General features: G+C 59.8%; 24 protein-coding genes. 12 read left to right on the top strand and 12 right to left on the bottom strand.

The annotated features are described in order from the left end of the window. The first annotated feature begins 124 nt into the window (after positions 1-124). Positions 125-1,336 (top strand): alanine transaminase, encoded by a 1,212-nt coding sequence (gene alaC / locus HBO19_RS03225; RefSeq protein ID WP_029296464.1) that lies wholly within the window; start codon positions 125-127, stop codon positions 1,334-1,336. A gap of 128 nt (positions 1,337-1,464) precedes the next feature. Here alaC and HBO19_RS03220 read toward each other — a convergent pair whose 3' ends face one another. Both HBO19_RS03220 and HBO19_RS03215 read right to left on the bottom strand, forming a co-directional pair. After that, a complete protein-coding gene (locus HBO19_RS03220) occupies positions 1,465-2,817 on the bottom strand; it encodes a GntP family permease (protein WP_169955332.1) in 1,353 nt (450 codons plus the stop codon). A gap of 84 nt (positions 2,818-2,901) precedes the next feature. Then, positions 2,902-3,435 carry a gluconokinase gene (locus tag HBO19_RS03215; protein ID WP_169955333.1) on the bottom strand — a complete coding sequence of 178 codons (534 nt, stop codon included), beginning with the start codon at positions 3,433-3,435 and terminating at the stop codon, positions 2,902-2,904. Between the two features lie 213 nt (positions 3,436-3,648). Here HBO19_RS03215 and HBO19_RS03210 point away from each other — a divergent pair, with 213 nt between their 5' ends. From HBO19_RS03210 to HBO19_RS03190, 5 genes are all read left to right on the top strand, one after another. Further along, the gene (locus HBO19_RS03210) at positions 3,649-4,680 is read left to right on the top strand and encodes a LacI family DNA-binding transcriptional regulator (RefSeq protein ID WP_169955372.1); all 1,032 of its coding nucleotides are present in this window, start codon (positions 3,649-3,651) and stop codon (positions 4,678-4,680) included. 338 nt (positions 4,681-5,018) lie between these two features. Then, the gene (locus HBO19_RS03205) at positions 5,019-5,342 is read left to right on the top strand and encodes a DUF6124 family protein (RefSeq protein WP_170041930.1); all 324 of its coding nucleotides are present in this window, start codon (positions 5,019-5,021) and stop codon (positions 5,340-5,342) included. 112 nt (positions 5,343-5,454) lie between these two features. Further along, the gene (locus tag HBO19_RS03200) at positions 5,455-6,087 is read left to right on the top strand and encodes a glutathione S-transferase (protein WP_169955335.1); all 633 of its coding nucleotides are present in this window, start codon (positions 5,455-5,457) and stop codon (positions 6,085-6,087) included. A gap of 10 nt (positions 6,088-6,097) precedes the next feature. After that, complete coding sequence (locus HBO19_RS03195) at positions 6,098-6,835, top strand: NAD(P)-dependent oxidoreductase (protein WP_169955336.1); 738 nt, start codon at positions 6,098-6,100, stop codon at positions 6,833-6,835. 149 nt (positions 6,836-6,984) lie between these two features. Further along, positions 6,985-7,485: a hypothetical protein gene (locus tag HBO19_RS03190; RefSeq protein WP_169955337.1), complete on the top strand. Its 501-nt coding sequence runs from the start codon at positions 6,985-6,987 to the stop codon at positions 7,483-7,485. 37 nt (positions 7,486-7,522) lie between these two features. Here HBO19_RS03190 and HBO19_RS03185 read toward each other — a convergent pair whose 3' ends face one another. Next, on the bottom strand, positions 7,523-8,842 hold the full coding sequence (locus HBO19_RS03185) for a PAS domain-containing methyl-accepting chemotaxis protein (protein ID WP_169955338.1): 1,320 nt from the start codon (positions 8,840-8,842) through the stop codon (positions 7,523-7,525). 739 nt (positions 8,843-9,581) lie between these two features. Here HBO19_RS03185 and HBO19_RS03180 point away from each other — a divergent pair. Beyond that, on the top strand, positions 9,582-9,998 hold the full coding sequence (locus HBO19_RS03180) for a GNAT family N-acetyltransferase (RefSeq protein WP_169955339.1): 417 nt from the start codon (positions 9,582-9,584) through the stop codon (positions 9,996-9,998). On the opposite strand, the gene def is transcribed toward HBO19_RS03180, so the two are convergent. From def to HBO19_RS03165, 3 genes are all read right to left on the bottom strand, one after another. Beyond that, positions 9,995-10,534 carry a peptide deformylase gene (gene def / locus HBO19_RS03175; RefSeq protein ID WP_029296447.1) on the bottom strand — a complete coding sequence of 180 codons (540 nt, stop codon included), beginning with the start codon at positions 10,532-10,534 and terminating at the stop codon, positions 9,995-9,997. The genes HBO19_RS03180 and def overlap by 4 nt on opposite strands. A 3-nt stretch (positions 10,535-10,537) precedes the next feature. Next, a complete protein-coding gene (locus HBO19_RS03170) occupies positions 10,538-11,491 on the bottom strand; it encodes a YihY/virulence factor BrkB family protein (protein WP_029296445.1) in 954 nt (317 codons plus the stop codon). 174 nt (positions 11,492-11,665) lie between these two features. Then, complete coding sequence (locus HBO19_RS03165) at positions 11,666-11,857, bottom strand: CsbD family protein (protein ID WP_170041927.1); 192 nt, start codon at positions 11,855-11,857, stop codon at positions 11,666-11,668. A gap of 199 nt (positions 11,858-12,056) precedes the next feature. Between HBO19_RS03165 and HBO19_RS03160 the strand changes: the two genes are divergently transcribed. Next, on the top strand, positions 12,057-12,434 hold the full coding sequence (locus tag HBO19_RS03160) for a hypothetical protein (protein ID WP_057439943.1): 378 nt from the start codon (positions 12,057-12,059) through the stop codon (positions 12,432-12,434). 303 nt (positions 12,435-12,737) lie between these two features. Here the strand turns inward: HBO19_RS03160 and fadD1 are convergent, their stop codons facing one another. Together fadD1 and fadD2 are read right to left on the bottom strand one after the other, a co-directional pair. Beyond that, the gene (fadD1, locus tag HBO19_RS03155) at positions 12,738-14,429 is read right to left on the bottom strand and encodes a long-chain-fatty-acid--CoA ligase FadD1 (RefSeq protein ID WP_170056878.1); all 1,692 of its coding nucleotides are present in this window, start codon (positions 14,427-14,429) and stop codon (positions 12,738-12,740) included. A 378-nt stretch (positions 14,430-14,807) separates the two neighbouring features. After that, positions 14,808-16,496 carry a long-chain-fatty-acid--CoA ligase FadD2 gene (fadD2, locus tag HBO19_RS03150; RefSeq protein WP_170056877.1) on the bottom strand — a complete coding sequence of 563 codons (1,689 nt, stop codon included), beginning with the start codon at positions 16,494-16,496 and terminating at the stop codon, positions 14,808-14,810. Between the two features lie 210 nt (positions 16,497-16,706). Between fadD2 and HBO19_RS03145 the strand changes: the two genes are divergently transcribed. Continuing rightward, on the top strand, positions 16,707-17,651 hold the full coding sequence (locus HBO19_RS03145) for an alpha/beta hydrolase (protein WP_170056876.1): 945 nt from the start codon (positions 16,707-16,709) through the stop codon (positions 17,649-17,651). Between the two features lie 68 nt (positions 17,652-17,719). After that, complete coding sequence (locus HBO19_RS03140) at positions 17,720-18,190, top strand: MaoC family dehydratase (RefSeq protein ID WP_032862565.1); 471 nt, start codon at positions 17,720-17,722, stop codon at positions 18,188-18,190. A gap of 202 nt (positions 18,191-18,392) precedes the next feature. Here the strand turns inward: HBO19_RS03140 and HBO19_RS03135 are convergent, their stop codons facing one another. After that, positions 18,393-18,860 carry a PA2169 family four-helix-bundle protein gene (locus HBO19_RS03135; protein WP_170056875.1) on the bottom strand — a complete coding sequence of 156 codons (468 nt, stop codon included), beginning with the start codon at positions 18,858-18,860 and terminating at the stop codon, positions 18,393-18,395. A gap of 206 nt (positions 18,861-19,066) precedes the next feature. On the opposite strand from HBO19_RS03135, the gene HBO19_RS03130 reads away from it, so the two are divergent. Both HBO19_RS03130 and HBO19_RS03125 read left to right on the top strand, forming a co-directional pair. After that, positions 19,067-19,303 carry a DUF3820 family protein gene (locus HBO19_RS03130; RefSeq protein ID WP_170056874.1) on the top strand — a complete coding sequence of 79 codons (237 nt, stop codon included), beginning with the start codon at positions 19,067-19,069 and terminating at the stop codon, positions 19,301-19,303. 12 nt (positions 19,304-19,315) lie between these two features. Continuing rightward, entirely contained in the window at positions 19,316-20,488 is a 1,173-nt protein-coding gene (locus tag HBO19_RS03125) for an aminotransferase class V-fold PLP-dependent enzyme (RefSeq protein WP_170056873.1), read from the top strand. Positions 20,489-21,078: 590 nt separating this feature from the next. Here HBO19_RS03125 and HBO19_RS03120 read toward each other — a convergent pair. From HBO19_RS03120 to zwf, 3 genes are read right to left on the bottom strand one after another with little or no spacing between them, the layout of a single operon-like run. Continuing rightward, entirely contained in the window at positions 21,079-21,744 is a 666-nt protein-coding gene (locus HBO19_RS03120) for a bifunctional 4-hydroxy-2-oxoglutarate aldolase/2-dehydro-3-deoxy-phosphogluconate aldolase (RefSeq protein ID WP_170056872.1), read from the bottom strand. Between the two features lie 17 nt (positions 21,745-21,761). Next, on the bottom strand, positions 21,762-22,475 hold the full coding sequence (gene pgl, locus HBO19_RS03115; protein ID WP_170056871.1) for a 6-phosphogluconolactonase: 714 nt from the start codon (positions 22,473-22,475) through the stop codon (positions 21,762-21,764). After that, entirely contained in the window at positions 22,462-23,928 is a 1,467-nt protein-coding gene (gene zwf / locus HBO19_RS03110; protein WP_169955348.1) for a glucose-6-phosphate dehydrogenase, read from the bottom strand. The genes pgl and zwf overlap by 14 nt, the downstream gene beginning before the upstream one ends. Positions 23,929-24,122: the final 194 nt, after the last annotated feature.

Genomic DNA, 24,122 nt, shown 5'->3' with positions numbered 1-24,122 from the left:
CCGAAAAATTTCCTACGCCATCTGGACAAACGGCTGTCATCGCCCGTATTGTCTGCCCCGCAGGCCACCGCAGTGGCCGACGTCGCTCGGACGGTTCCGGGCGCTTACGTATTCCGAGGCAACAATGGCAGACCAAGGTTCGCCGCGCCGCTTTGCGCGCATAGATCGACTCCCCCCTTATGTTTTCAATATCACTGCCGAGCTGAAGATGGCTGCGCGTCGGCGCGGCGAAGACATCATCGACTTGAGCATGGGTAACCCCGACGGCCCGACCCCACCGCATATCGTGGAAAAACTGGTGACCGTCGCCCAGCGTGAAGACACCCACGGCTACTCCACCTCCAAAGGCATCCCGCGCCTGCGCCGCGCTATTTCGCGCTGGTACAAGGACCGCTATGAGGTGGATATCGACCCGGAAACCGAGGCCATCGTGACCATCGGCTCCAAGGAAGGCCTGGCGCACCTGATGCTGGCCACCCTGGACCAGGGCGATACCGTGCTGGTGCCCAACCCCAGCTACCCGATTCATATCTACGGTGCGGTGATTGCCGGCGCCCAGGTGCGTTCGGTGCCGCTGATTCCCGGCGTGGACTTCTTTGCCGAGCTGGAACGGGCGATTCGCGGTTCGATCCCCAAGCCGAAAATGATGATCCTGGGTTTTCCGTCCAACCCGACCGCGCAGTGCGTGGAGCTGGATTTCTTCGAGCGGGTGATCGCCCTGGCCAAGCAGTACGACGTGCTGGTGATCCACGACCTGGCCTACGCCGATATCGTCTACGACGGCTGGAAAGCCCCGTCGATCATGCAGGTGCCGGGCGCCAAGGACATTGCGGTGGAGTTTTTTACCCTGTCCAAGAGCTACAACATGGCCGGCTGGCGCATTGGCTTTATGGTGGGCAACGCAGAACTGGTCAACGCCCTGGCGCGCATCAAGAGTTACCACGACTACGGCACCTTCACCCCGCTGCAAGTGGCGGCGATTGCCGCGCTGGAAGGCGACCAGCAATGTGTGAAGGATATTGCCGAGCAGTACCGCCAGCGCCGCAACGTGCTGGTCAAGGGCCTGCATGAGCTGGGCTGGATGGTGGAGAACCCGAAGGCGTCGATGTACGTCTGGGCGAAAATCCCCGAGGCGTATGCCGCCATGGGTTCGCTGGAATTTGCCAAGAAGTTGCTACTCGAAGCCAAGGTGTGTGTGTCGCCGGGGATCGGCTTTGGCGAGTATGGCGATGACCATGTGCGCTTTGCGCTGATCGAGAACCAGGACCGCATTCGCCAGGCGGTGCGCGGGATCCGCGCCATGTTCCGGGCTGATGGGCTGGTCACTAAAGCCTGATGCCTAACCCGATCCAACGGTCAATGTAGGAGCTGGCTTGCCGGCGATGCACACACCTCGGGGTGCCAGGCATACCGAGGTGATGCTATCGCCGGCAAGCCGGCTCCTACAGTGATGTCAGTGAAGGTTTAAACCACCAACGACAGCAACATGATGAAGCCCAGCGCCACGATGGACAGGATGGTCTCCATGGCCGTCCAGGTCTTGAACGTCTCGGCCACGGTCATGTTGAAGTACTGCTTGACCAGCCAGAACCCTGCATCGTTGACGTGCGACAGAATCAACGACCCCGCCCCCGTCGCCAGCACCAGCAACTCCAGGTTGACCCCCGGCACCATCCCCACCACCGGCACCACAATGCCTGCGCCAGTAATGGTGGCAACGGTCGCCGAGCCTGTGGCAATCCGAATCACCGCCGCCACCAGCCAGGCCAGCAGGATCGGGTTGATCTGCGCTGTCACCGCCATATGGCCGATCACATCACCCACGCCGCTGGTCACCAGCATCTGCTTGAAACCGCCACCGGCACCGATGATCAGGATGATCGCGGCGGTCGGCGCAAGGCTGGCATCCAGCAGCTTGAGGATCTGTTTGGAATGGATGCCCTGGCGATGGCCAAAGGTGTACAGCGACAGCAGCAACGCCAGGAGCAAGGCGCTGATCGGGTGGCCGATCATGTCCATCCAGTTGCGCACGATGTGTCCATCTGGCAGGGCGATGTCGGCGAAGGTTTTGAGCAGCATCAGGAATACCGGCAGCAGCACGGTGATCAGGGTGATGCTGAAGCTCGGCAGGTTTTTCCCGTCGGACTCACGGGCCAGTTGGTCCACCAGTTCCTGGGACGGGTTGCCGGGGATGTACTTGGCAATGAACGTACCGAAGATCGGCCCGGCGATGATGGCGGTGGGCAAGGCGACGATCAGGCCGTAAAGGATGGTCTTGCCGATATCCGCGCCAAACACGCCGATGGCCAGCAACGGCCCCGGGTGCGGCGGCACCAGGCCGTGCACCGCCGACAGGCCGGCGAGCAACGGGATGCCGATCTTGATCAGCGACACACCGGTGCGCCGCGCAACGATAAACACCAGCGGGATCAGCAACACAAAGCCGATCTCGAAGAACAGCGGGATGCCCACCAGGAAGGCGGCGAACATCATTGCCCACTGCACCTTGTCCTTGCCGAAGGCGCGGATCAGGGTTTGGGCGATCTGATCGGCACCGCCGGATTCGGCCATCATCTTGCCGAGCATCGTACCCAGCGCCAGGATTATCCCGACAAACCCGAGCACGCCGCCGAAACCGTCCTGGAAGGCCTTGATGATCTTGTCCACGGGCATGCCCGAGGTCAGGCCCAGAAAACCTGAGGCGATGATCAGGGCGATAAAGGGGTGAACCTTGAACCGGGTGATCAACACGATCAACCCGATGATGGTGACCACTGCATCGAGCAGCAGGTAAGACTCGTGGGACATGCCAAACATGGGGGTCGTCTCCTGTTTGTTGTTGTTATTAAAGCGGGTGTTGAGTTTCGTGCCGTCGGATAGCGCTATCTTTCAGCCAAAAAATCATCGGGAAGGTTCAAAGCCGTGGGTCAGCCACCACGCGTGGGTCTGCGCGGCCAACGCCTCGATGCTGTCTTCACTGGCATTGAGGGCCAGGGTCAGCGGCTCGCCAATGGGCGATTCGAGGGTGGCGAACTGGCTGTCGATCAGGCTGGCCGGCATGAAATGGCCGGGGCGATGGGACACACGGTCGGCGGCCACCTCGCGGGTCAGTTCGAGGAAGACAAAGCCCAGGCCCGGTGCGGCTTCGCGCAGGTGATCGCGGTATTTTTTCTTCAGCGCCGAACAGGTCAGCACCGGATGCTCGCCGGCCTTGAGCGCACGGCGCAGCTCATCGCAGAGGATATCGAGCCAGCCGGCACGGTCGTCGTCGTTGAGAGGATGGCCTGCGCTCATCTTTTCGATGTTGGCAGCCGGGTGAAAGCTGTCGCCTTCAATGGCGGTGGCGCCGTTCAACAGGCACAGGGCCTCGCTGACACTGGACTTGCCACAGCCGGAAACACCCATGATGACCAGGGCGGTAACAGGTTGACTCATGAAACACCTCAGGACGCAGATAGCGCTACCTTTGCACGCCCTAAGGCTAGTGCAAAAACAGGCTTTTCCCGCGCCTAATTGTCATTTTTATGGAGTGACGCGTGCATCCTCTCCAACTGTTTGCGCAAGGATCAGGCAACCCTTTGCGCAAGTATTTGCAGGCCTTTGGAGACAGCGCTACCTTAGTGCCTCGATTTTTGTTTGGCAAGCCGCCTGATGACCTCCAAGAACGATAAAAATACCCGCACGACGGGTCGCCCTACCCTTAACGAAGTTGCCCGCCTGGCGGGGGTCAGCCCGATTACCGCCTCCCGGGCCCTGCGCGGGATCAGTACCGTGGCCACCGAACTGGTGGAAAAAGTACAGAAAGCCGCCGCCGAGCTGAACTACGTGGTCAACCCCGCCGCCCGCGCCCTGGCCTCGGCCCGCAGCCAGTCGGTGGTGGTGCTGGTGCCCTCGCTGTCCAACCTGCTGTTTATCGAAACCCTGGAAGCCATCCACCAGGTGCTGCGGCCCAAGGGCTTCGAAGTGCTGATCGGCAACACCCACTATTCCCGGGACGAAGAAGAAAACCTGTTGCGCAACTACATGGCCTACCAGCCTCGGGGCCTGCTGCTGACCGGCTTTGACCGCACCGAAAGCGCCCGGCGCATGGTGGAGTCGAGCAATGTGCCCTGCGTGTACATGATGGACCTGGACCCGACGGCCGGCCTCAACTGCGTCGGTTTCTCGCAGATCAGTGCCGGTGAAACCGCTGCGGCGCACCTGATCTCCCGGGGCCGCAAACGCCTGGCCTATGTCGGCGCGCAACTGGACCAGCGCACACTGCTGCGCGGTGAAGGTTTCCGTCGTGGCCTGCAGCAGGCCGGCCTGTATGACCCGGCCCTCGAACTGCTGACGCCGCGCCCCTCGTCGGTGGGCCTGGGTGGCGAGTTGTTCCTGCAACTGTTGGCCAGCCACCCGGACGTGGACGCGATCTTCTTCGGCAACGACGACCTGGCCCAGGGCGCCCTGCTCGAAGCCCTGCGCCACGGGATCAAAGTGCCACAGCAGGTGGCGGTACTGGGCTTCAACGACCTGCCCGCCTCCAGCTTCATGGTGCCGCGCCTGAGCAGCATCAGCACCCCGCGCGAAGCCATTGGCCGACGCGCGGCAGAGCATTTGCTGACGGTGATGGCCGGCAACAAGATCGCCCGGCCGGTGGTGGATATGGGGTTTGAGTTGAAGGTGCGCGAGAGCACCTAGGCGCCAGCTGTAGGAATAGACTGACTCTTTGGCAGCGCCTTGCTCCGTTACCTACGGTTGCGTCAGAATCCGCCGGCTTGTGCGCCTGGGTGGGGCTCTCTAAGGTGGCCCGGTCGCTGAACTTCTCGGTGATCGGGTTTAGTAGCCTGAGCAGTCATACAAATGAGCATGAGCTTCATCTATCAGGCTTACCGCCTGTGCTTGATGGTGGCTGTGCGCAGGGCGCCCTCGTGGCGCGCCGGTTTTTTGTATGACTTTACCGGTCTACTAACCTGCGTACAGCCGCCACCCTTTCGTTTAGTAGCGACCCGGTGGTGGCCCAGCCAAAGGTCATAACCATGTTCAAAGTTACTCCCAACCCCCCGCTTCACGACGCAAAACTCAACCAGGCCGCCCACCGCGCTATTGATCACTACCTCAATCCCCCGACCGCCCCGGCGCCCGAACCTTCCACCCTGTTCACCGTCACTTCCGGCGCCAGCAGCGAAAGCCTGATTGCCAACAGCTATGAAACCTTTTCCTCCGTTACCACGTTGCTGCTGGACCTGTCCGAAGACCTGACCGGCAAAGACCGTGACAGGACCCTGGCGATTCATCAGTTGAGCGAGTTGGGCGTGTTGCTGATGAGCACACTGATGGACCAGCAAACACCGCACAACTAAAAGCCCAGACGCGATCAAAAAGGTGGGAGCTGGCTTGCCAGCCCCCACTTTTTTTACCGTGCCCACCTGGCCCCTGCTAAATTGCCCAACTCACACCTGCCAGGGAAGCACCATGGGACACGCGCTGAAAATCTTGGGTCGCACTTCGTCCATCAACGTACGAAAAGTCCTGTGGACCTGCCAGGAACTGGCAATCCCCTACGAGCGCAAAGACTGGGGCATCGGCTTCACCCCCACCCAATCACCCGCCTTCCTCGCCCTGAACCCCAACGCCCAGATCCCGGTGATCATCGACGACAACGGCGTGCTGTGGGAGTCCAATACCATCTGCCGCTACCTGGTGGGCTTGCACCAGCGCCATGACTTGCTGCCCGCCGCCCCCGCGCCACGGGCCAGGGTCGAGCAATGGATGGACTGGCAAGCCACCGAACTCAACCCGTCCTGGGGCTATGCCTTCCACGCCCTGGTGCGCCAGAACCCGGACTTCCAGGAGCCGCAGCGCATTGCTGGCGGTGTGCGCGGTTGGAACGACAAGATGGGGTTGCTGGAGCAGCAACTGAGCAGAACCGGCGCCTATGTGGCTGGCGACACCTTCAGCCTCGCCGATATCCTGATCGGCCTGTCGGTGCACCGCTGGCGGATGACGCCCATGGAGCACCCGTCCTACCCGGCTGTCGATGCGTACTACGCCCTGCTCAGCCAGCGCCCAGGTTTCCAAGCCTTTGCCCTCGACGGGCACAACTAAGGATTACACGATGAAAGGACTCAACGTACTGCTCACCGGCGCCTGCGGCAGGATCGGCAAGACATTTTTCGAAGCGTCGAAAGATCGCTACCGCTTTACCCTCACCGACCGCGTCGCACCGGGCTTCGCCCTCGACGGCCATCGCTTCGTGCAGGCCGACTTGAGTGACAAAGCGGCCCTCACCGCGCTGCTCGACGGCATCGACGTGGTTGTGCACCTGTCGGGCATTCCCCACGCCAGCGCCACCTTCGACGAACTGCTACCCAACAATATCCTCGCCACCACCTATCTGTTCGAAGCGGCTGTGGCCGCCAACGTCAAGCGCCTGGTCTTCGCCAGCAGCGCCCAGACCATCGAAGGCTACCCGGTGGATCGGCAAATCACCCCAGGCATGCCGGTGCTGCCGGCCAACCTGTATGGCGTGAGCAAATGCTACGGCGAAGCGCTGTGCGGCTATTACGCTGCCAAAACCCCACTCTCCACCATCGCATTACGCATTGGCGCGTTTGAATTTGTCCAAACCCACGACCTGAACAACGCCCGCGACCTCAGCGCCTGGCTCAGCCCTCGGGATGCCGTGCAGTTGTTGCAACGCTCGGTGGAGGCCGAGGGGGTCAAGCACCTGATCGCCCATGGCATTTCCAATAACCGCTTCAAGCGCCTGGACTTGAGCGAGACCACACGGGTTCTTGGGTATCAGCCGCAGGACGATGCCTTCCAGGTCTTCGAGATTCCCATCACCTACTGAAGGCAATGGCCGCCGACGGCAAACATTGGCCGTCGGCAACCCGCTTGCTGCCTAAAGACTGCCCTCACAGCCAATGAACACAGGGGTTTAGGTCCCGGCACGCTAATTGCTAAACCCTATGGACCGTTCAAAACCACAGGTGCCCGATCATGTTGGTCAATACCCAAGTCTCGTCCGTGATCCAACAGTCCAAACGCCCCGACCTGGACCCGGCCAACGCCGCCGCCAGCGCGCTGTACAGCGGCGTGATGCAGAACGTGCAGAACGCCGTTGCCGCAACCCAGGTGCAAGCAACGCAAAAGGCTACCGACACCACGGCCAGCAATGTGGATGCCGCGTTTGCCAAGACCCGCCTGCAACTGCAAGCAACGCCGCCGACCAGCGCCACGCCGGCCACCTCAGCCAATACCCAGGCTCGCACAGAATTCAATGAGTACATGACCAAGACGCCGGCCGAGCGCATTCGCGATCAGATCCTCAAGGAAAAGGGCCTGACCGAAGAAGAAGTGAAAGCGATGCCTATAGAACAGCAGAATGCCATTGCCCTGGAAGTGACTGAGCGCCTGAAAATGCAGGCGGCGCAGCAGTTTGCCGAGAAGACTGCCGACCCGCAGATCAAGGCCGTGAAAGATACCCTGGCGGCGATCTGACCCGTGTAGGAGCCGGCAAGCCGGCTCCGTTGGGGGGCTATTGCAGTTGCAGGGTGGAGTTGAACTGACCGATGGCATCCACCACATGCCGCGAGCCTTCCTGGATCTCCAGGATCACCTGCCCCGCTTCATTGGCCAACTCCACCCCCAGCCCGGTACGGCTCAGGCTCGACTGCATGCTCGATACCGCGCTCAGGGACAAATCGTGGTTTTTGCGCACCACATCGACAATCTCGATCGTCGCCTGGCTGGTACGCGCCGCCAGGCTGCGCACCTCGTCCGCCACCACTGCAAAACCACGGCCGTGCTCACCCGCGCGGGCGGCTTCAATTGCCGCGTTGAGTGCCAACAGGTTGGTTTGATCGGCAATCCCGCGAATGGTCTGCACGATGGTGCCGATAATGTCCGACTGCTTGCTCACCGCATCGATGCTCAACGCCGCTTCATTCAGGTCACGGGAGATTTCTTCGATGATCTGCACCGTCTGCTGCACCACTTGCGAGCCCTTGCGGGCGCAGGCGTCGTTCTGTACCGAAGTGGCGTGGGCCGAGTCGGCAGCGTTACGCAAGGTGGTGACCTGTTCGGTGATGTCACTGGCGAACTTCACTACTTTGTACAGGCGGCCGTTGGTATCGAAGATTGGGTTGTAGGAGGCTTCCAGAAAAAGTGTCTGACCCTGCTTGTTGCGCCGTTCAAAACGGTGGGAGTGGAATTCGCCGCGGTTGAGGGAGGCCCAGAATGCTTTGTAAGCCGGCGACTCCACCTCGGCGCGGTGGCAAAACATGCTGTGGTGCTGGCCAACGATTTCGCCGAGGGAATACTGCACCGTCTTCAGGAAATTCTGGTTGGCATTGAGGATCTGCCCCTGGGGCGTGAACTCAATGACGGCCATGGAACGGCCGATGGCGTCGATCAGGCTTTGGTTTTCATGTTCACGGTGGATCCGCTCGGAAATATCCGACGCCACCTTGATCACGCTCTGCACCTGTTTATCCGGGCCGAACACTGGCATGTAGCTGGCCTCCAGCCACACTTCCTGACCGCTCTTGGTCAAGCGCATGAACGTGCCGCTGATGGGCTCGCCCTGGGCCAGGTCGCGCCACAACTTGGCGTAGGCGTCGCTGCGGTAGTAGGACTCTTCACAGAAGATTCGATGGTGTTTGCCGCGTACTTCCTCGGCGCTGTAGCCCATGGTCCTACAGAAGTTTTCGTTGGCATCCAGTACCACGCCGTCGCGATCGAACTCGATCATCGCCATCGAACGACTGATGGCCGCGAGCTTGGCTTGGGCCTGGGTCAGCGCACAGGAAAAACGCTCGATTTCCAGCAGGTCGGATTTGTGGTGGAGGTTAAACATGATCGGATCACCTTCAGCGCTGTCTTTGAATGACGGTTAGTTCTTGGATTTGACCCAGTACAACTTTCCACAAAACAGGCAAACGCATCCGTCCAGAGACAGGACAAGTGTCAGGCGATAGATAAATGATGGCCAATCGGAGAGTCCATGGGGCAACGCTCGTTTCAAGGCATCCTTTTCTTGATGACCCCCCCAGGGGTCCGCTTTAACCGACACACGTAAATCCATTTAACCTGATGCTCCTTTTTTCCCGGCGCTTTGACATACGCACTCATCTATTCACGGTTTGTATAGTGCTCATCAATCACTATGCAATCGGCCACCCAAAACGCTTCATATGGCAAGCGACATAAGTGGTTATGGGTGAGCATAGACAGGGCTTGGCGCTATGCAAGGCCAGTAATCAGCCAGTATTGATGAACAGGTATTGGAGGGGGACGTGCGGGGGGATGTCAGTGTGTATCGATACCGTATAGGAGCGAGCAAGCTCGCTCCTATAGTCAGGCACTCAGTGACCGAACAGGCCTGTCTCGGTTTTCTTGGCTTTTTTGTCCGCGCGTTTTTCATCGGCGGTCTTTGCCGGTTTCTTCTTCGCGGCTTTCTTTGAATCCATACCTTTGGCCATGATGCATGCTCCACTAACAGAGGAAGTAACAAGGGGTATAACACCTATTGCCCAACAGAAGGCGCTTTGCCCGACTTATAATCCCCGGCTCTTGATCACGCCTGTCGAACTACCATGCCCGAGTTGCACATTGATCTACTGGCAGAGCCCCTGTGGCCGCTGCTGAACAAGTTCTACCGCAGCCACAATTCCTCGATGAAAGCCCTCAAGGGCGGCCAGTTGTGGGTGGCGCGCAATAGCGAGATTGTCGCCGGGCTGTGCCTGAGCCCTGTGGTCGGCGGCCAGTGGCTAACCGGGTTGTTTGTCGATCCGACATTGCGCGGGCAAGGGCTGGCAGCGCGGCTGATCGCCAAAGCCATCGCGCCTGTTGAAGGCACCGTGTGGTTACTGTGCCACCCCGACCTGGAAGAATTTTATGCCGCCCAGGGCTTCAGCCAGCAGACCGTGTTGCCACAGTCGTTGGCCGAGCGCCTGGTGCGCTATAAACGCAACAAGCCGATGATTGCCATGGGCCTGTGCCGCCAGGGTTAAGCGTCGGCGGCGGGATCCAGCTCCGGGAACATCACCTCGATAAACCCGAATTTGCTGAAGTCTGTAATCCGCGAGGGGTACAGGCGGCCGATCAGGTGGTCGCACTCATGCTGCACCACCCGTGCGTGGAAACCGTCGGCAATCCGCACAATCGGCTCGCCCTTGGGATCAAACCCCTCGTAGCGAATCTGCTGGTAGCGATCCACCGCACCGCGCAACCCAGGTACTGACAGGCAGCCTTCATAGCCCTCCTCCAGCACCGGGCTCAGCGGGGTAATCAGCGGGTTGATCAGGATGGTCTGGGGCACCGCCGGGGCATCCGGGTAGCGCTCGCTGCTCTCGAAGCCGAAGATCACCAGTTGCAGGTCGACACCGATCTGCGGCGCGGCCAGGCCGACGCCGCCCACGTGCTCCATGGTCTGGAACATGTCATCGATCAACTGCCACAGCTCGGGGCTGTCGAACATTTCCGGTGGCACCGGTGGCGCGATACGCAGCAGGCGCTCATCGCCCATTTTCAGGATTTCACGAATCATCGGTCAGGTTTCATCAGTGGTGGGCTTGGGAATCGAATGGTCCCGGCCAAGGCCCGAGACATGCTGTTTTTCATCGGGGTGATGCTCGCCAAAATCCTTCTCACCGGGGTCCTTGCCTTCGGCAGACATATGCTCGATCACTGCGTTCATCTCCGCGCCCAGCAGCAACACGGCGGCGGAAATATAGAAGTACAACAGTAGGACGATGATCGCGCCGATGCTGCCGTACATGGCGTTGTAGTCGGCGAAGGTCTTGACGTAATAGCCAAAGCCCAGTGAAGCCACGATCCAGACCACCACCGCCAGCACCGAGCCTGGCGTGATAAAGCGAAATTTCTGCTTCACGTCCGGCATCACGTAGTACATCAAGGCCACGGCGAACATCAGCAGGATCACGATCAACGGCCAGCGCAAGATGGTCCACAGGGTCACGACGAATTCCTGCATGCCGATCTGCCCGGCCAGCCATTCCATCACTTGCGGCCCCAGGACCATCAACGCGGCGGCGGCCAGCAACATGCCAGCGATGCCCACGGTGTAGAGAATCGACAGCGGGAAACGTTTCCAGATCGGCCGGCCTTCCACCACGTCGTAGGCGGCGTTCATCGCACTCATCATCAGGCGCACGCCCGCCGAGGCGGTCCACAGCGCAATGACGATACCCACGGACAGCAGCCCACCCTTGGATTGCTGCAACTGGTCGATCACCGGGTTGACCTGCTCCAGGGCCTGGGGCGGCAACACCAGTTCCGACTGCAGGCGCAACCAGCTGAAGAAGTCCGGCAGATGCAGGAAACCGATCAGGGCAATCAGGAACAGCAGGAAGGGGAACAGCGAAAACAGCATCTGGTAGGCCAGTGCCGAGGCGTAGGTAGGCATCTCGTCGTCGATGAACTCTGTGACGGTGCGCATCAATACGCGGTGCAGCGGCAGATCTTTTAATACCGGAAAAATCATAGCGTCTCCTTTCGCCGCAAAAGGTTGAGTTCGTGGGCGACTCAGGGGCCGTTTTCTACATCAAGGTAGCCTATTTGGCGACCTTGAAACAATTTCGAAACTTTAAACATCGGGTGTGACACAAAAACGGCCATCCGTGGATGGCCGTTATGCTGCATGGTGCAAACGCTGGAATCAGGCTTTGTCGACGGTATTCTTTACCGCGTCCTTGACCTTGCCGACCGCTTGCTGGGCTTCGCCCTTCTTCTCTTGGATCTTGCCTTCGGCCTCAAGCTTGGTGTTGTCAGTGGCTTTGCCGACACCTTGCTTGATGTTGCCGATGGCTTCGTTTGCTAAACCTTTTGCCTTATCCGCTGTGCTGCCCATGGTATTTCTCCGTAAGAACAATCAAGGGTTTTGGTCATTACGTAAGGGTTGACTCTGAGCCTCTGCGCAGAGTTTCAATTATTTGCGTAAGGCATTTCATCACCCAGCACAGGTTTGGCTTTATGTTTTGCGGCCAACCCCCGAGAATGCCCGGCAGATTCAGGCTCAACCGCTGAATAACAGATCCCGTAGGAAGGTTATGAAACTCAATAAATCACAGGCCATCGCCCGCAGAAACCTGGAACTGGGCGGTGCCGTGCTCGGCGTCAACAACTGCCACTTCACCGACCTGGACCGCAAGCGCAACATCTGGTGGTTCGACCTGCCAGTGGCACGCATCGCCATCGGCCAGTACGAGTGGATTCATTTGTTGATGCACAACGCCGAGACCGACCAGTTGCTGCACCTGAAAGTACCGACCGTGTACCTGCGTGAAAAGCTTGAAGGGTTGGTGGTGCGCAACGCGGGCAAGCGCAAGCCGGAGATTACCCTGGAGCTGAGCGCGGACAAGGATTCGTTCCTGAAAGATGTACGCCCGGCAGGCGCTGGCGTGAGCTTCGCGCAGTTCGCCCTGTAAATACCCGATCACAAATGTGCGGGCTGACATGACGCCATCGCGGGCAAGCCCTAATGCCAGTCAGTTAAGCGCAGCCCCCCTGTGGGAGCGGGCTTGCTCGCGAAGACGTCGGCCCAGCAAACGATGTTGGCTGACCCACTGCTTTCGCGAGCAAGCCCGCTCCCACAGGGGGTTGTGCTGTACAGGAGTTTTGAGTGTGGCCCAGGAAAAATGGCTTGTCGGGTCGCCGCATCGCGGCGATAGCGGTGGGTCAGTCGAAACTCAGCGCCCAATAAAAAGCCCCGCATGCGCGGGGCTTTTTGTTTACTTCTTCAGGCCAAGCTTCTTGAGCTCTTCATCACGCAACTCGCGACGCAGGATCTTGCCCACGTTGGTGGTCGGCAGTGCCTCGCGGAACTCGACAGCCTTGGGTACTTTGTAGCCGGTGACGTTGGCGCGCATGTGCTCCATCACCTGCTCCTTGGTCAGGGTCGCGCCCGGCTTGACCACGATGAACAGCTTGATGTGCTCGCCCGACTTTTCGTCCGGTACACCAATGGCCGCGCATTGCAGTACGCCTGGCAGGCTTGCCAGCACGTCCTCCAGTTCGTTGGGGTAGACGTTGAAGCCGGAGACCAGAATCATGTCTTTCTTGCGGTCGACGATGCGCATGTAGCCGTCTGGCTGGATGATCGCGATATCACCTGTCTTCAACCAGCCTTCGCTGTCGAGCACTTCGGCGGTGGCGTCTTCACGCTGCCAATAGCCCTTCATCACTTGCGGGCCCTTGACGCACAGTTCGCCGATTTCACCCAGGGGCAACTCGACGCCCTCATCCGAGATGACTTTGCACAGGGTCGAAGGCACCGGGATGCCGATGGTGCCGATCTGGATATTCTGGATTGGGTTGACCGTGGCCACCGGGCTGGTTTCGGTCATGCCGTAGCCTTCGCAGATATTGCAGCCGGTCACGGCTTTCCAACGCTCGGCGGCCGCCAGTTGCAGGGCCATGCCGCCCGACAGGGTGACCTTGAGCGCAGAGAAATCCAGCTTGCGAAAGCCTTCGTTGTTGCACAGGGCCACGAACAAGGTGTTCAGGCCGACAAAACCGCTGAACTTCCACTTCGACAACTCCTTGACCATCGCCGGCAGGTCGCGCGGGTTGCTGATCAGGATGTTGTGGTTGCCGATCAGCATCATCGCCATGCAATGAAAGGTGAAGGCATAGATATGGTAAAGCGGCAGCGGCGTGATCAGGATTTCGCAACCTTCATTGAGGTTGGAGCCCATCAGCGCCTTGCATTGCAGCATGTTGGCTACCAGGTTGCGATGGGTCAGCATCGCACCCTTGGCTACGCCGGTGGTGCCACCGGTGTATTGCAGCACGGCCACGTCTTCGCTGGCAGGGCTGGCGTCGGTGACAGGTTGACCATAGCCCTTGGCCAGGACGTCGTTGAACTTGATCGCCTGGGGCAAGTGATAGGCCGGGACCATTTTCTTCACGTACTTGATGACGCTGTTGATCAGTAGCCGCTTGAGCGGCGGCAACAGGTCAGCCACTTCGGTGACGATCACGTGCTTGACGCCAGTCTTGGGCACGACCTTTTCTGCCAGGTGCGCCATGTTGGCCAGGCAGATCAGGGCCTTGGCCCCGGAGTCGTTGAACTGGTGTTCCATTTCCCGCGCGGTGTACAGCGGGTTGGTGTTGACCACGATCAGGCCGGCACGGATGGCACCGAACACGGCGACCGGGTATTGCAAGAGGTTGGGCAGTTGCACGGCGATTCGATCACCGGGCTGCAAGTCGGTATGCTGTTGCAGGTACGCGGCAAAGGCACCGGACAATTCGTACAGCTCACCGTAGGTGATTGTCTTGCCCAGGTTGCTGAAAGCCGGTTTGTTGGCGAAGCGCTGGCAGGACTGTTTCAGTACCGCCTGAATATTTTGATACTCGTCTGGATTGATGTCTGCAGCAATCCCGGCGGGGTACTTATCCTTCCAAAAGTCTTCGATCATGGAAGCCCACTCCTCAGCGACGCGAATTCATTCACCGCATTTGATGCGATTATTATTTGTGTGTGTTTTTAGGTGATTCTGGCTGTTTCAAGCAGGCCGAGAGGTCACAAAGCGCGCCGAGAGTAGCAGCTTTGCAAAGGGCCGCCTAGAGCCAAAAGAAGGTCCTACAGTCATAAACATGACTCAAGAATATCCAGTAGTCACTTTTAGAGCAAAAATTCTATAAGCTGCAAAACAGCTCTACTTTAAGGGCGTACGCAGTAAATGTGGGAGCTGGCTTGCCTGCGATGGCGGCGGGCCAGTCGACGCATCCTTCGACTGATACACCGCCATCGCAGGCAAGCCAGCTCCCACATTTGAATCGTATTTCAATTGAGATCAGGCGATGTCGCGAAGCTCGCGCCGTAGGATTTTTCCCACCGGCGTCATCGGCAGCGAGTCCCGCAACACAATGTGCTTGGGCACTTTGTAGCCGGTGAAGTTGGCCTTGCAGTAGGTCTTCAGCTCCTCAAGGCTGACGCCCTGGGCCCGCGCCACCACGAACAGTTTCACCGCCTCGCCGGTACGCTCGTCCGGCACGCCGATCACTGCGCAGTTGGCGACGTTGGGGTGGGCCATCACCACATCCTCGATCTCGTTGGGGTACACATTGAAGCCCGAGACGATGATCAGGTCCTTCTTGCGATCGACAATGCGCACAAACCCGTCCGGGTCGATCACCGCAATATCGCCAGTCTTGAGCCAACCTTCGGCGTCCAGGGTCTCGGCGGTGGCCGCCGGTTGCTGCCAGTAGCCCTTCATGACCTGCGGGCCCTTGATGCACAGCTCGCCCCGCTCACCCAGCGGCAACTCCTCGCCGGCGTCATCGATGACCTTCATCGCCGTGCCCGGCACCGGAATACCCACGGTGCCCAGGCGCGATTGATCACCGTAGGGGTTGGTGCTGGCCACCGGCGACGTTTCGGTCAGGCCGTAGCCTTCGCCGATGGAACAACCGGTGATCTGCTTCCAGCGCTCGGCGGTGGCCTTGACCAGGGCGGTGCCGCCGGAGTTGGTGATCTTCAGGTGGGAGAAGTCCAGGGTCTTGAAGTCCGGGTGTTCCATCAGCGCGACAAACAGCGTGTTGAGCCCCAGCAGCCCGGTGAACCGCCACTTCTTCAGTTCCTTGATAAAGCCGCCGATGTCCCGTGGATTGGTGATCAGCACGTTGTGGTTGCCGGTGACCATCATGCACATGCAGTTCGCGGTGAAGGCATAGATGTGGTACAGCGGCAGCGGCGCAATCATCACCTCCTGCCCTTCCTTGACCAGCGGATGCCCGTCTTCACGCAACTGGGACATGCACGCCCGCACCTGCTGCATATTCGCCACCAGGTTGCCGTGGGTGAGCATCGCGCCCTTGGCCAGGCCGGTGGTGCCGCCGGTGTATTGCAGCACGGCGATGTCATCGAGAGTCATCGGATGACGGGTCACGGCCAGGCCCGCGCCCATGCGCAAGGCGCGCTTGAACGACACCGCCCGAGGCAGGCTGTAGGCCGGGACCATTTTCTTCACCTTGTCGACCACGGTGTTGATCAGCCAACCCTTGGCGGCAGGCATGAAGTCGCCCATTTTTGCTTCGATCAGGTATTCGATCTCGGTGTCGGCCGCCACTTCCTGGACCCTGGAGCCGAACAGGTTGAGGTAGACCAGCCCACGAATGCCCGCGTCCTTGAACTGATGGCGCATTTCCCGCGGGGTGTACAGCGGGTTGGTGTTGACCACCACCAGCCCGGCGCGCAAGGCGCCGAACACGGCAATCGGGTAATGCAGGACGTTGGGCATCTGCACCGCGATACGGTCGCCCGGCTTGAGATCGGTGTGGTGCTGCAGGTAGCCGGCGAACGCCGCGCTCTGGCGCTCCAGGTCGGCGTAGGTCAGGGTGATCCCCATGTTGCTGAATGCCGGACGGTCGGCAAACGCCTTGCAGGAACGCTCGAAGACTTCGATTACTGACTTGTACGCCGACAGGTCAAGCTCGTTGGGCACACCGGCCGCGCGTTTGTCATTCCAGAAATCAGGTTGCATTATTCTTGTCCTCTTACCCGAGTGTGCCCGACCGCTTCCGGCTGTTTATGGGAAGCGGAGCTTCGGGGACGTTAGCAGCTATGGCCAAACAGGCAAATACACTAAAACGTGTCATTGATTGTATGAATCTTGCCCCTGAGGCCAAGGGTGATCAGACGCCCGCCCCCGGATGAGCTATACACTGCAACGACCCTGAGCAAAGGAAGCGCCATGAACCACACCACTTTCTGGCTGACCGCGAACGACCGCAGCCGCCTGTACGTCAACCAATGGCTACCGGACGGGCCGCCCACGGCGCTGGTGATGTTGGCCCATGGCATGGCCGAGCACAGCGGCCGCTATGGGCGCCTGGCCCAGGCCCTGTGTGACGCAGGCTACGGTGTGTATGCCCCAGACCAGCGCGGCCACGGCCGTACGGCCGATGAAGGCACCCTGGGCCTGTTCGCCGAACGCGATGGCTGGAACAAAGTGGTAGGTGACCTGGCCGCGCTCAACCAGCACATCGGCCAGCAGGCCCCCGGTGTGCCGATCATCCTGCTGGGCCACAGCATGGGCAGCTACATCGCCCAGGCCTATTTGCTGCATCACAGCGCCAGCCTGCATGGGGCGATTCTCAGTGGCTCGAACTTCCAGCCGGTGGCCCTGTACCGCGCAGCCCAACTGATCGCCCGCGCCGAACGCCTGCGCCAGGGCCTGCGGGGCCGTAGCGCGTTGATCGAGTTTCTATCGTTTGGCTCATTCAACAAGGCCTTCAAGCCTAACCGCACGGCATTCGACTGGCTGAGCCGCGACCCGGACGAGGTGGACAAGTACGTCAGCGACCCCCTGTGCGGCTTTCGCTGCACCAACCAGCTGTGGATCGACCTGCTCGGCGGCTTGCAGCAAATCAGCAAAGCGTCCAATCTCAAACAGATTGATCCGGGCCTGCCGATTCTGGTGATGGGCGGCGAATGTGATCCGGTCAGTGAGGGCAAGCGTCTCACCCGTCTGGCTAACGCGCTGCGGCATGCAGGCTGCCAGAACCTGCAAGTGAACATTTACCCGCAAGCACGCCACGAACTCTTCAATGAAACCAACCGTGATGCGGTCACCGCCGATGTGCTGGCATGGATGGCACAGGCCGTGGACCATCGAAGGCCTGCGCGCTGCGAGTGAACGCACAAATATTTTCGTTTAAAATCAACGAATTAAGATTATCGATTAGCCACAGGATGCACGATTAGATGACCCAGGTTACCAACACTCCCTACGAAGCCCTCGAAGTTGGCCAGAAAGCCACCTACAGCAAAACCGTGGAAGAGCGCGATATCCAGCTGTTCGCGGCAATGTCCGGCGACCATAACCCGGTACACCTGGATGCCGAATTCGCCAAGGCGACCATGTTCAAGGAGCGTATCGCCCACGGCATGTTCAGCGGCGCTTTGATCAGCGCGGCAGTCGCCTGTGAGTTGCCTGGGCCGGGCACTATCTATATCGGCCAGCAGATGAGCTTCCAGAAGCCGGTGAAAATCGGCGACACCCTGACCGTACGTCTGGAAATCCTCGAGAAGCTGCCCAAGTTCCGCGTGCGGATTGCCACTCAGGTGTTCAACCAGCGTGATGAGTTGGTGGTGGATGGCGAAGCCGAGATCCTCGCGCCACGCAAACAGCAGGTTGTGACCTTGACCGAGTTGCCGGCAATCAGCATCGGCTGATCAGGCATGTGAAATAAAAAATATGGGAGCGGGCTTGCACGCGATGGCGTCATTTCAGTCGATACGTACATCGACTGATCAACCGCTATCGCAGGCAAGCCAGCTCCCACATTTGTATCGGGGTGTACTCAAAAAACCGGTACGGCGCAATTACCTGTGAGAGCAGGCTTGCCCGCTCCCACATTTGTTACTGCACCGCGGTTCAGGACTGGGCGCGAGCCTGGTTACGCAAGGCTTTGACCTGGTCGTGATTGCGCTGCGCACCGTGGTACTGACGCTCAACCAGGTCACGAATACCCACCAGGTTGTGCTTGGTGATTTTCTCGATGGCTTCTTTATAAGCCTTCAATGCGTGGTCTTCACCGCGCTCGGCTTCGTTGAGCACGGCCTCTTCGTCCTTGCCTGTCACCATCGACTTCACGTCCACCCAACCACGGTGCAGTGCACCGGCAACGCTGCCGGAATCTTCCGGGTCACCACCCAAGGCGCGCACGGCCGTTTGCAGTTCGGCAGCCGCCGTCGCGCAGTCTGCTGAACGCTTGGTGAACAGCGCCTTGAGCTCTGGATGCTTGATGTCTTCTGCGCAGGTCTTGAAGCCTTCTTGGCCGTCTTTACTGGTTTCGATCAGGTCATTGAGTACGGAGATCGATTCTTTGTTGATGTCAGTCATTTTTCAATTCCTTCGCGGGTTTAGAAACGTATTGGGATAGTTGCAGCGCCCGTGCCAGGTCTTGAATTAATATTTAATCTTTTGTTTTCAATGACTTATAAATAAAAGGCAAATCTGTATCCGCTTTATTTGCATGATCTGTCATTTGGCCTTCATGCAGAATGCCTGTATTTTCCAAGGCACCCTCCTGATTGCCTGAAGCCCGTATGAACCCCGAAAAACTCGAACTGCTGATCACCCGCCAAATGCCATTCGGCAAGTACAAAGGCACGATCATTGCTGACCTGCCCGGCCCTTACCTGAACTGGTTTGCCCGCGAAGGATTCCCCCACGGCGAGTTGGGCGGCCTGCTGGCGTTGATGCAGGAAATCGACCACAACGGCCTCGCCGAACTGCTGGAACCGTTGCGCGCCAAACATGGCAAACCCGCCCCCCGCCACTAATCGAGCCTGACCATGCCCCACACCCGCGACGAGGCCTATTGGCAGGCCATTGCCCAGCGCTATGAGCTGGAGCCCGGCCCCATCAATCTGGAAAACGGCTACTTCGCCCGCATGAGCCGCGCGGTGCTGGTGCAGTATCAGGAGCACGTGGCGTTTATCAATCGCAGCAACTCGGTGCATGTGCGCCAGCGCTTCGAGCAAGGGCAAGATGTCGAGATTCGCCGGCAGTTGGCCGAGTTGATCAACGTCGATCCAGAAGCCGTCGCCTTCACCCGCAATGCCACCGAAGCCCTGCAGTCGCTGATCCGCAACTACAACCGCCTGCAACCGGGTGACCAGGTGCTGATCAGCGACCTGGAATACGACACGGTCAAGGGCGCCATGCGCTGGCTCGCCGGCTACCGTGGGGTGGAGGTGATCGAAGTGTCCCACGCCCACCCGGCCAGTTTCGACAGCCTGGTGCAGACCTATCGCGACACTTTCAGCCGTTACCCACGCCTGAAACTGATGGCCCTGACCTATGTCACCCACCGTACCGGCCTGGTGATGCCGGTCGAGGCCATCGCCCACGCGGCACGGGAGTATGGCGTCGAGATCATCCTCGATGGCGCCCACGCGTTGGGCCTGATCGACTTCGACCTGGACCGGCTGGGCATCTCGTTCGCCGGCTTCAACCTGCACAAGTGGATCGGTGCGCCGCTGACCCTGGGCTTTGTGTATATAGCCCCTGGGCGTCTGGCGGAAATTGATCCGGACATGGGCGAATTCCATTACCCGGCAACCGATGTGCGCGCCCGTACGCCCTACAGCACACCGAACTTTCCGGCGCTGATGACCTTGCCGCTGGTGTTCGAAGAACATCGGGCCCTGGGCGGTGCGCAGGCCAAGGGCGCGCGATTGAGTTACCTGCGTGACCTGTGGGTGAGCCAGGTGCGGCCATTGCCGGGGATCGAGGTAGTGACCCCGGATGATCCACGGCTGTATTGCGCGATTACCGCGTTCAAATTCAGCGGGCGCGATCAGCAAGTGATGGCGGATCGATTGCTAGCTGAGCACAACCTGTTTACCACCCTGCGCAGTGGCGCGGCGTTTGGTACCTGCATACGGGTGACGCCGGGGTTGGTGACGTCCGCGGCGGACATCGGCGTGCTGGTCAATGCGATTACCGAGCTGAACACTGATTAAAATGTAGGAGCTGGCTTGCCTGCGATGGCGGTGTATCAGTAGATGAATCTGTTGGCAGACCTGCCGTCATCGCAGGCAAGCCAGCTCCTACAGGGGAATGCAGCTTCGCGCTCTGGCTCTGCTGTTGCCCTGGTTTTGATCTTAGGCGCCCCGTCAAACCACGATGGCCGCAGGCAGGTATTGCGCAGTGGGCACCCCGGCAGGATGCCGGGGTAGCCGCGACACGGCCATGGATGGCCGATCGCGGCGGGCCCACGGAGCAATACCTGCCTGCGGGCATGCCGAGCCTAGGCGAGGCACCGAGTGGTGGGGCAAGAGCGTTTTGCTTACTTTGGCGCTTCTCCAAAGTGAGCCGCCGTAAGGGCGGAACCCTAAGTGGCCGTTACCGCAGCAATGGATATGTACACAAACCGAGAAGAGAGTTGTGTAGATACCTATGGCCATCGCAGGCAAGCCAGTTCCCACACAAGCCACCCTCATTTGAATTGCGGTGATATTTCGCTTTTCTATAGGCAAAAAAAAGCGGCGCACCGACCAAGTGCGCCGCAAACATGCCGTGAAGCACAGCAACAACGATTCAGTAAATCAGATCAATCCAGCAGCGCCAGCGCCTGGGCGGTGACTTCCTGGATGCGCGCCCAGTCGCCGTTCTTGATCCACTCCGGATCAAGCATCCAGCTACCGCCCACGCACATCACGTTTTTCAACGCCATGTAGTGTTTGATGTTGGCCGGGCCAACGCCGCCAGTGGGGCAGAATTTCACTTCGCCAAACGGGCCGCCCAGGGCCTTGATGGCCGCTACGCCGCCGCTGACTTCCGCCGGGAACAGCTTGAAGCGGCGATAACCCAGGCCATAGCCTTCCATGATGCCGGAGGCATTGCTGATGCCGGGCAGCAGCGGGATCGGGCTGTCGACACTGGCTTCAAGCAGGTCGCGGGTAATGCCGGGGGTGACGATAAACTGCGAGCCCGCCGCCTCGGCCGCCGCCAGCATGGTGCGATCGAGCACCGTGCCCGCGCCCGTCACCAACTCCGGACGCTGCTCGCGCAGGACCTGGATGGCCTTGAGCCCGAGCTGCGAACGCAGGGTCACTTCCAGCGCGGTCAAGCCACCCGCCGCCAGGGCATCGGCCAGGGGCAGAATGTCCTGTTCGCGGGCAATGGTGATCACCGGCAGGATCCGCGCCTTGGCGCAGAGGCTGTCGATCAGGGCAACTTTATCCGCCATGGACACGGTCGGGTGAGGGCTTTTCATAGCGGCTGATCCTTGGCTCATGGGCACCAGTAAATCTCTAGAGTAGGTTGCAAAAACGCGCGAATCGGCATGCCGGCAACATCGTCGCCGGCCAGCGCTTCGCTCAGGGTGTGGAGTTTCGAGTCGCCGGCAATCGACAACACTGTGTAGCGGGCACTGGCCAACAGCGCACGACTCATGGTCAGGCGCTGATGGGGCACGCTCGGCGCCAGCATAGGCCAGCACCGGCGCGTGCCATCGGGCTGCAGTGCTTGGGTCAGGTTCGGGCTGTTGGGGAACAACGACGCGGTGTGCCCGTCATCGCCCATGCCCAGCACCAGCACATCGATCGCCGGCAGTTCGGCCAGCAGGCGATCGGCTTGTTCGGCGGCGCCGTCGAGGTTCGCCGCGGCACTGTAGAGGCTCAAAAATCTGGCCTTGGCCGCCGGGCCTTGCAGCAGATGTTTCTTCAGCAGGCCGGCGTTGCTGTCGGCATGTTCCACCGGCACCCAGCGCTCGTCGGCCAGGGTGATAGTCACCTTGGACCAGTCCAGGCCCTGCTTGGCCAGATTCTGGAAAAACGCCACCGGGCTGCGGCCACCGGACACCACCAGGGTGGCTGCGCCACGGGCGCTGATGGCCGCGCGCAGTTGTTCAGCCACGTCATTGGCCAAGCCTTCGGCCAGCAGCACTGGCGTGCGGAACTCATGAGGTGTTACGCCCTGGGGCAGTTTCAAATCAGATATCGCCATACCACGACCTCCCATCCCGCGTGATCAGTGCAATGGAGCTCATCGGCCCCCAGGAACCCGCCGCGTACGGCTTGGGTGCATCACCGGACTTTTTCCACCCGGCGATCAACTGGTCACACCACTTCCACGCGGCTTCGATTTCATCTTTACGCACAAACAGGTTCTGATTGCCGCGCATCACTTCCAGTAACAACCGCTCGTAGGCATCGGGAATCCGCGTGCTACGGTAGGTGTCGGAAAAATTCAGTTGCAGTGGCCCGCTGCGCAGTTGCATGCCCTTGTCCAGGCCCTGCTCCTTGGTCATCACGCGCAAGGAAATCCCTTCGTCCGGTTGCAGGCGGATGATCAGCTTGTTGCTGATCTGCAGGCGCTGCTCGGGGGCGAAGATATAGTGGGACGGTTCCTTGAAGTGGATGACGATCTGCGACAGTTTTTGCGGCATGCGCTTGCCGGTACGCAGGTAGAACGGCACCCCGGCCCAACGCCAGTTGCGGATATCGGCACGCAGGGCAACGAAGGTCTCGGTGTCGCTCTGGGTGTTGGAGTTCTCTTCTTCCAGGTAACCCGGCACCGGCTTGCCGGCGCTGTAGCCTGCGATGTACTGGCCGCGTACCACTTGGGTGGTCAGGCCTTCCGGGCTGATCGGCGCCAGGGCCTTGAGCACCTTGACCTTCTCGTCGCGGATGCTGTCGGCGGACAAGTCGGCCGGCGGGTCCATGGCGATCAGGCAGAGCAGTTGCAACAAATGATTCTGGATCATGTCCCGCAGTTGCCCGGCCTTGTCGAAATAACCCCAGCGGCCTTCGATCCCCACTTGCTCGGCCACAGTGATTTCCACGTGGGAGATGTAGTGCTGGTTCCACTGGGTTTCAAACAGGCTGTTGGCAAAACGCAGGGCGATCAGGTTTTGAACCGTCTCTTTGCCCAGGTAGTGGTCGATGCGGTAGGTGCGGTTTTCCGGGAAAAACTGCGCCACGGCGTCGTTGACCTTGCGCGAGGACTCCAGGTCCGAACCGATGGGTTTCTCCAGGACCACGCGGGTATTGTCCGCCAGGCCGACCTTGGACAGGTTCTCGCAGATCGCGCCATACACCGCCGCAGGGGTGGCGAAGTAGGCGATCAGGCGTTGTTCGGTGCCGGCCTTGGCGGCCAGGGCCACGTAGTCATCGGCATTCATGAAATCGACGTGCACATACGCCAGGCGCGCCAGGAAGCGCGTGGCCACCGCTTCATCCAGCTCTTGGCCGACGTATTTGCGCAGTTCGTGCTCGATGTGGTCCAGGTGCTGCTGCTCGGAACCGGCTTCGCGGGCCAGGGCCAGGATGCGGGTGTCGGCGTGCAAGAGGCCGGCGCCATCGAGTTGGTAGAGGGCAGGAAATAACTTGCGCAGCGCCAGATCACCCAAGGCGCCAAACAGGGCAAAGGTGCAGGGTTCCACGGTTATCGAAGGCATGATGTTTGTTCTTTTATCAAGTTAAGCTACAAATACCTTTTTTCAAGGCATCACTCAAGGAAAAATGTAGTAATAACCATAACATTTTCCCAAAATACGCATTGCGAGTGGTGGTGTTCAACTACCCTCAGTAGGATAGGCCACCGCCAAGGGCCGCTCGTCGACCTTTTACTGGCCCTTACTTGCATCGTCGC

This window comes from Pseudomonas sp. WS 5021, from assembly GCF_012985535.1.
In the GTDB taxonomy this organism is placed as follows: Bacteria; Pseudomonadota; Gammaproteobacteria; order Pseudomonadales; family Pseudomonadaceae; genus Aquipseudomonas.
Note: the sequence above shows the minus strand (reverse complement) of the source record. Positions and strands in the feature narration are given on the sequence as shown.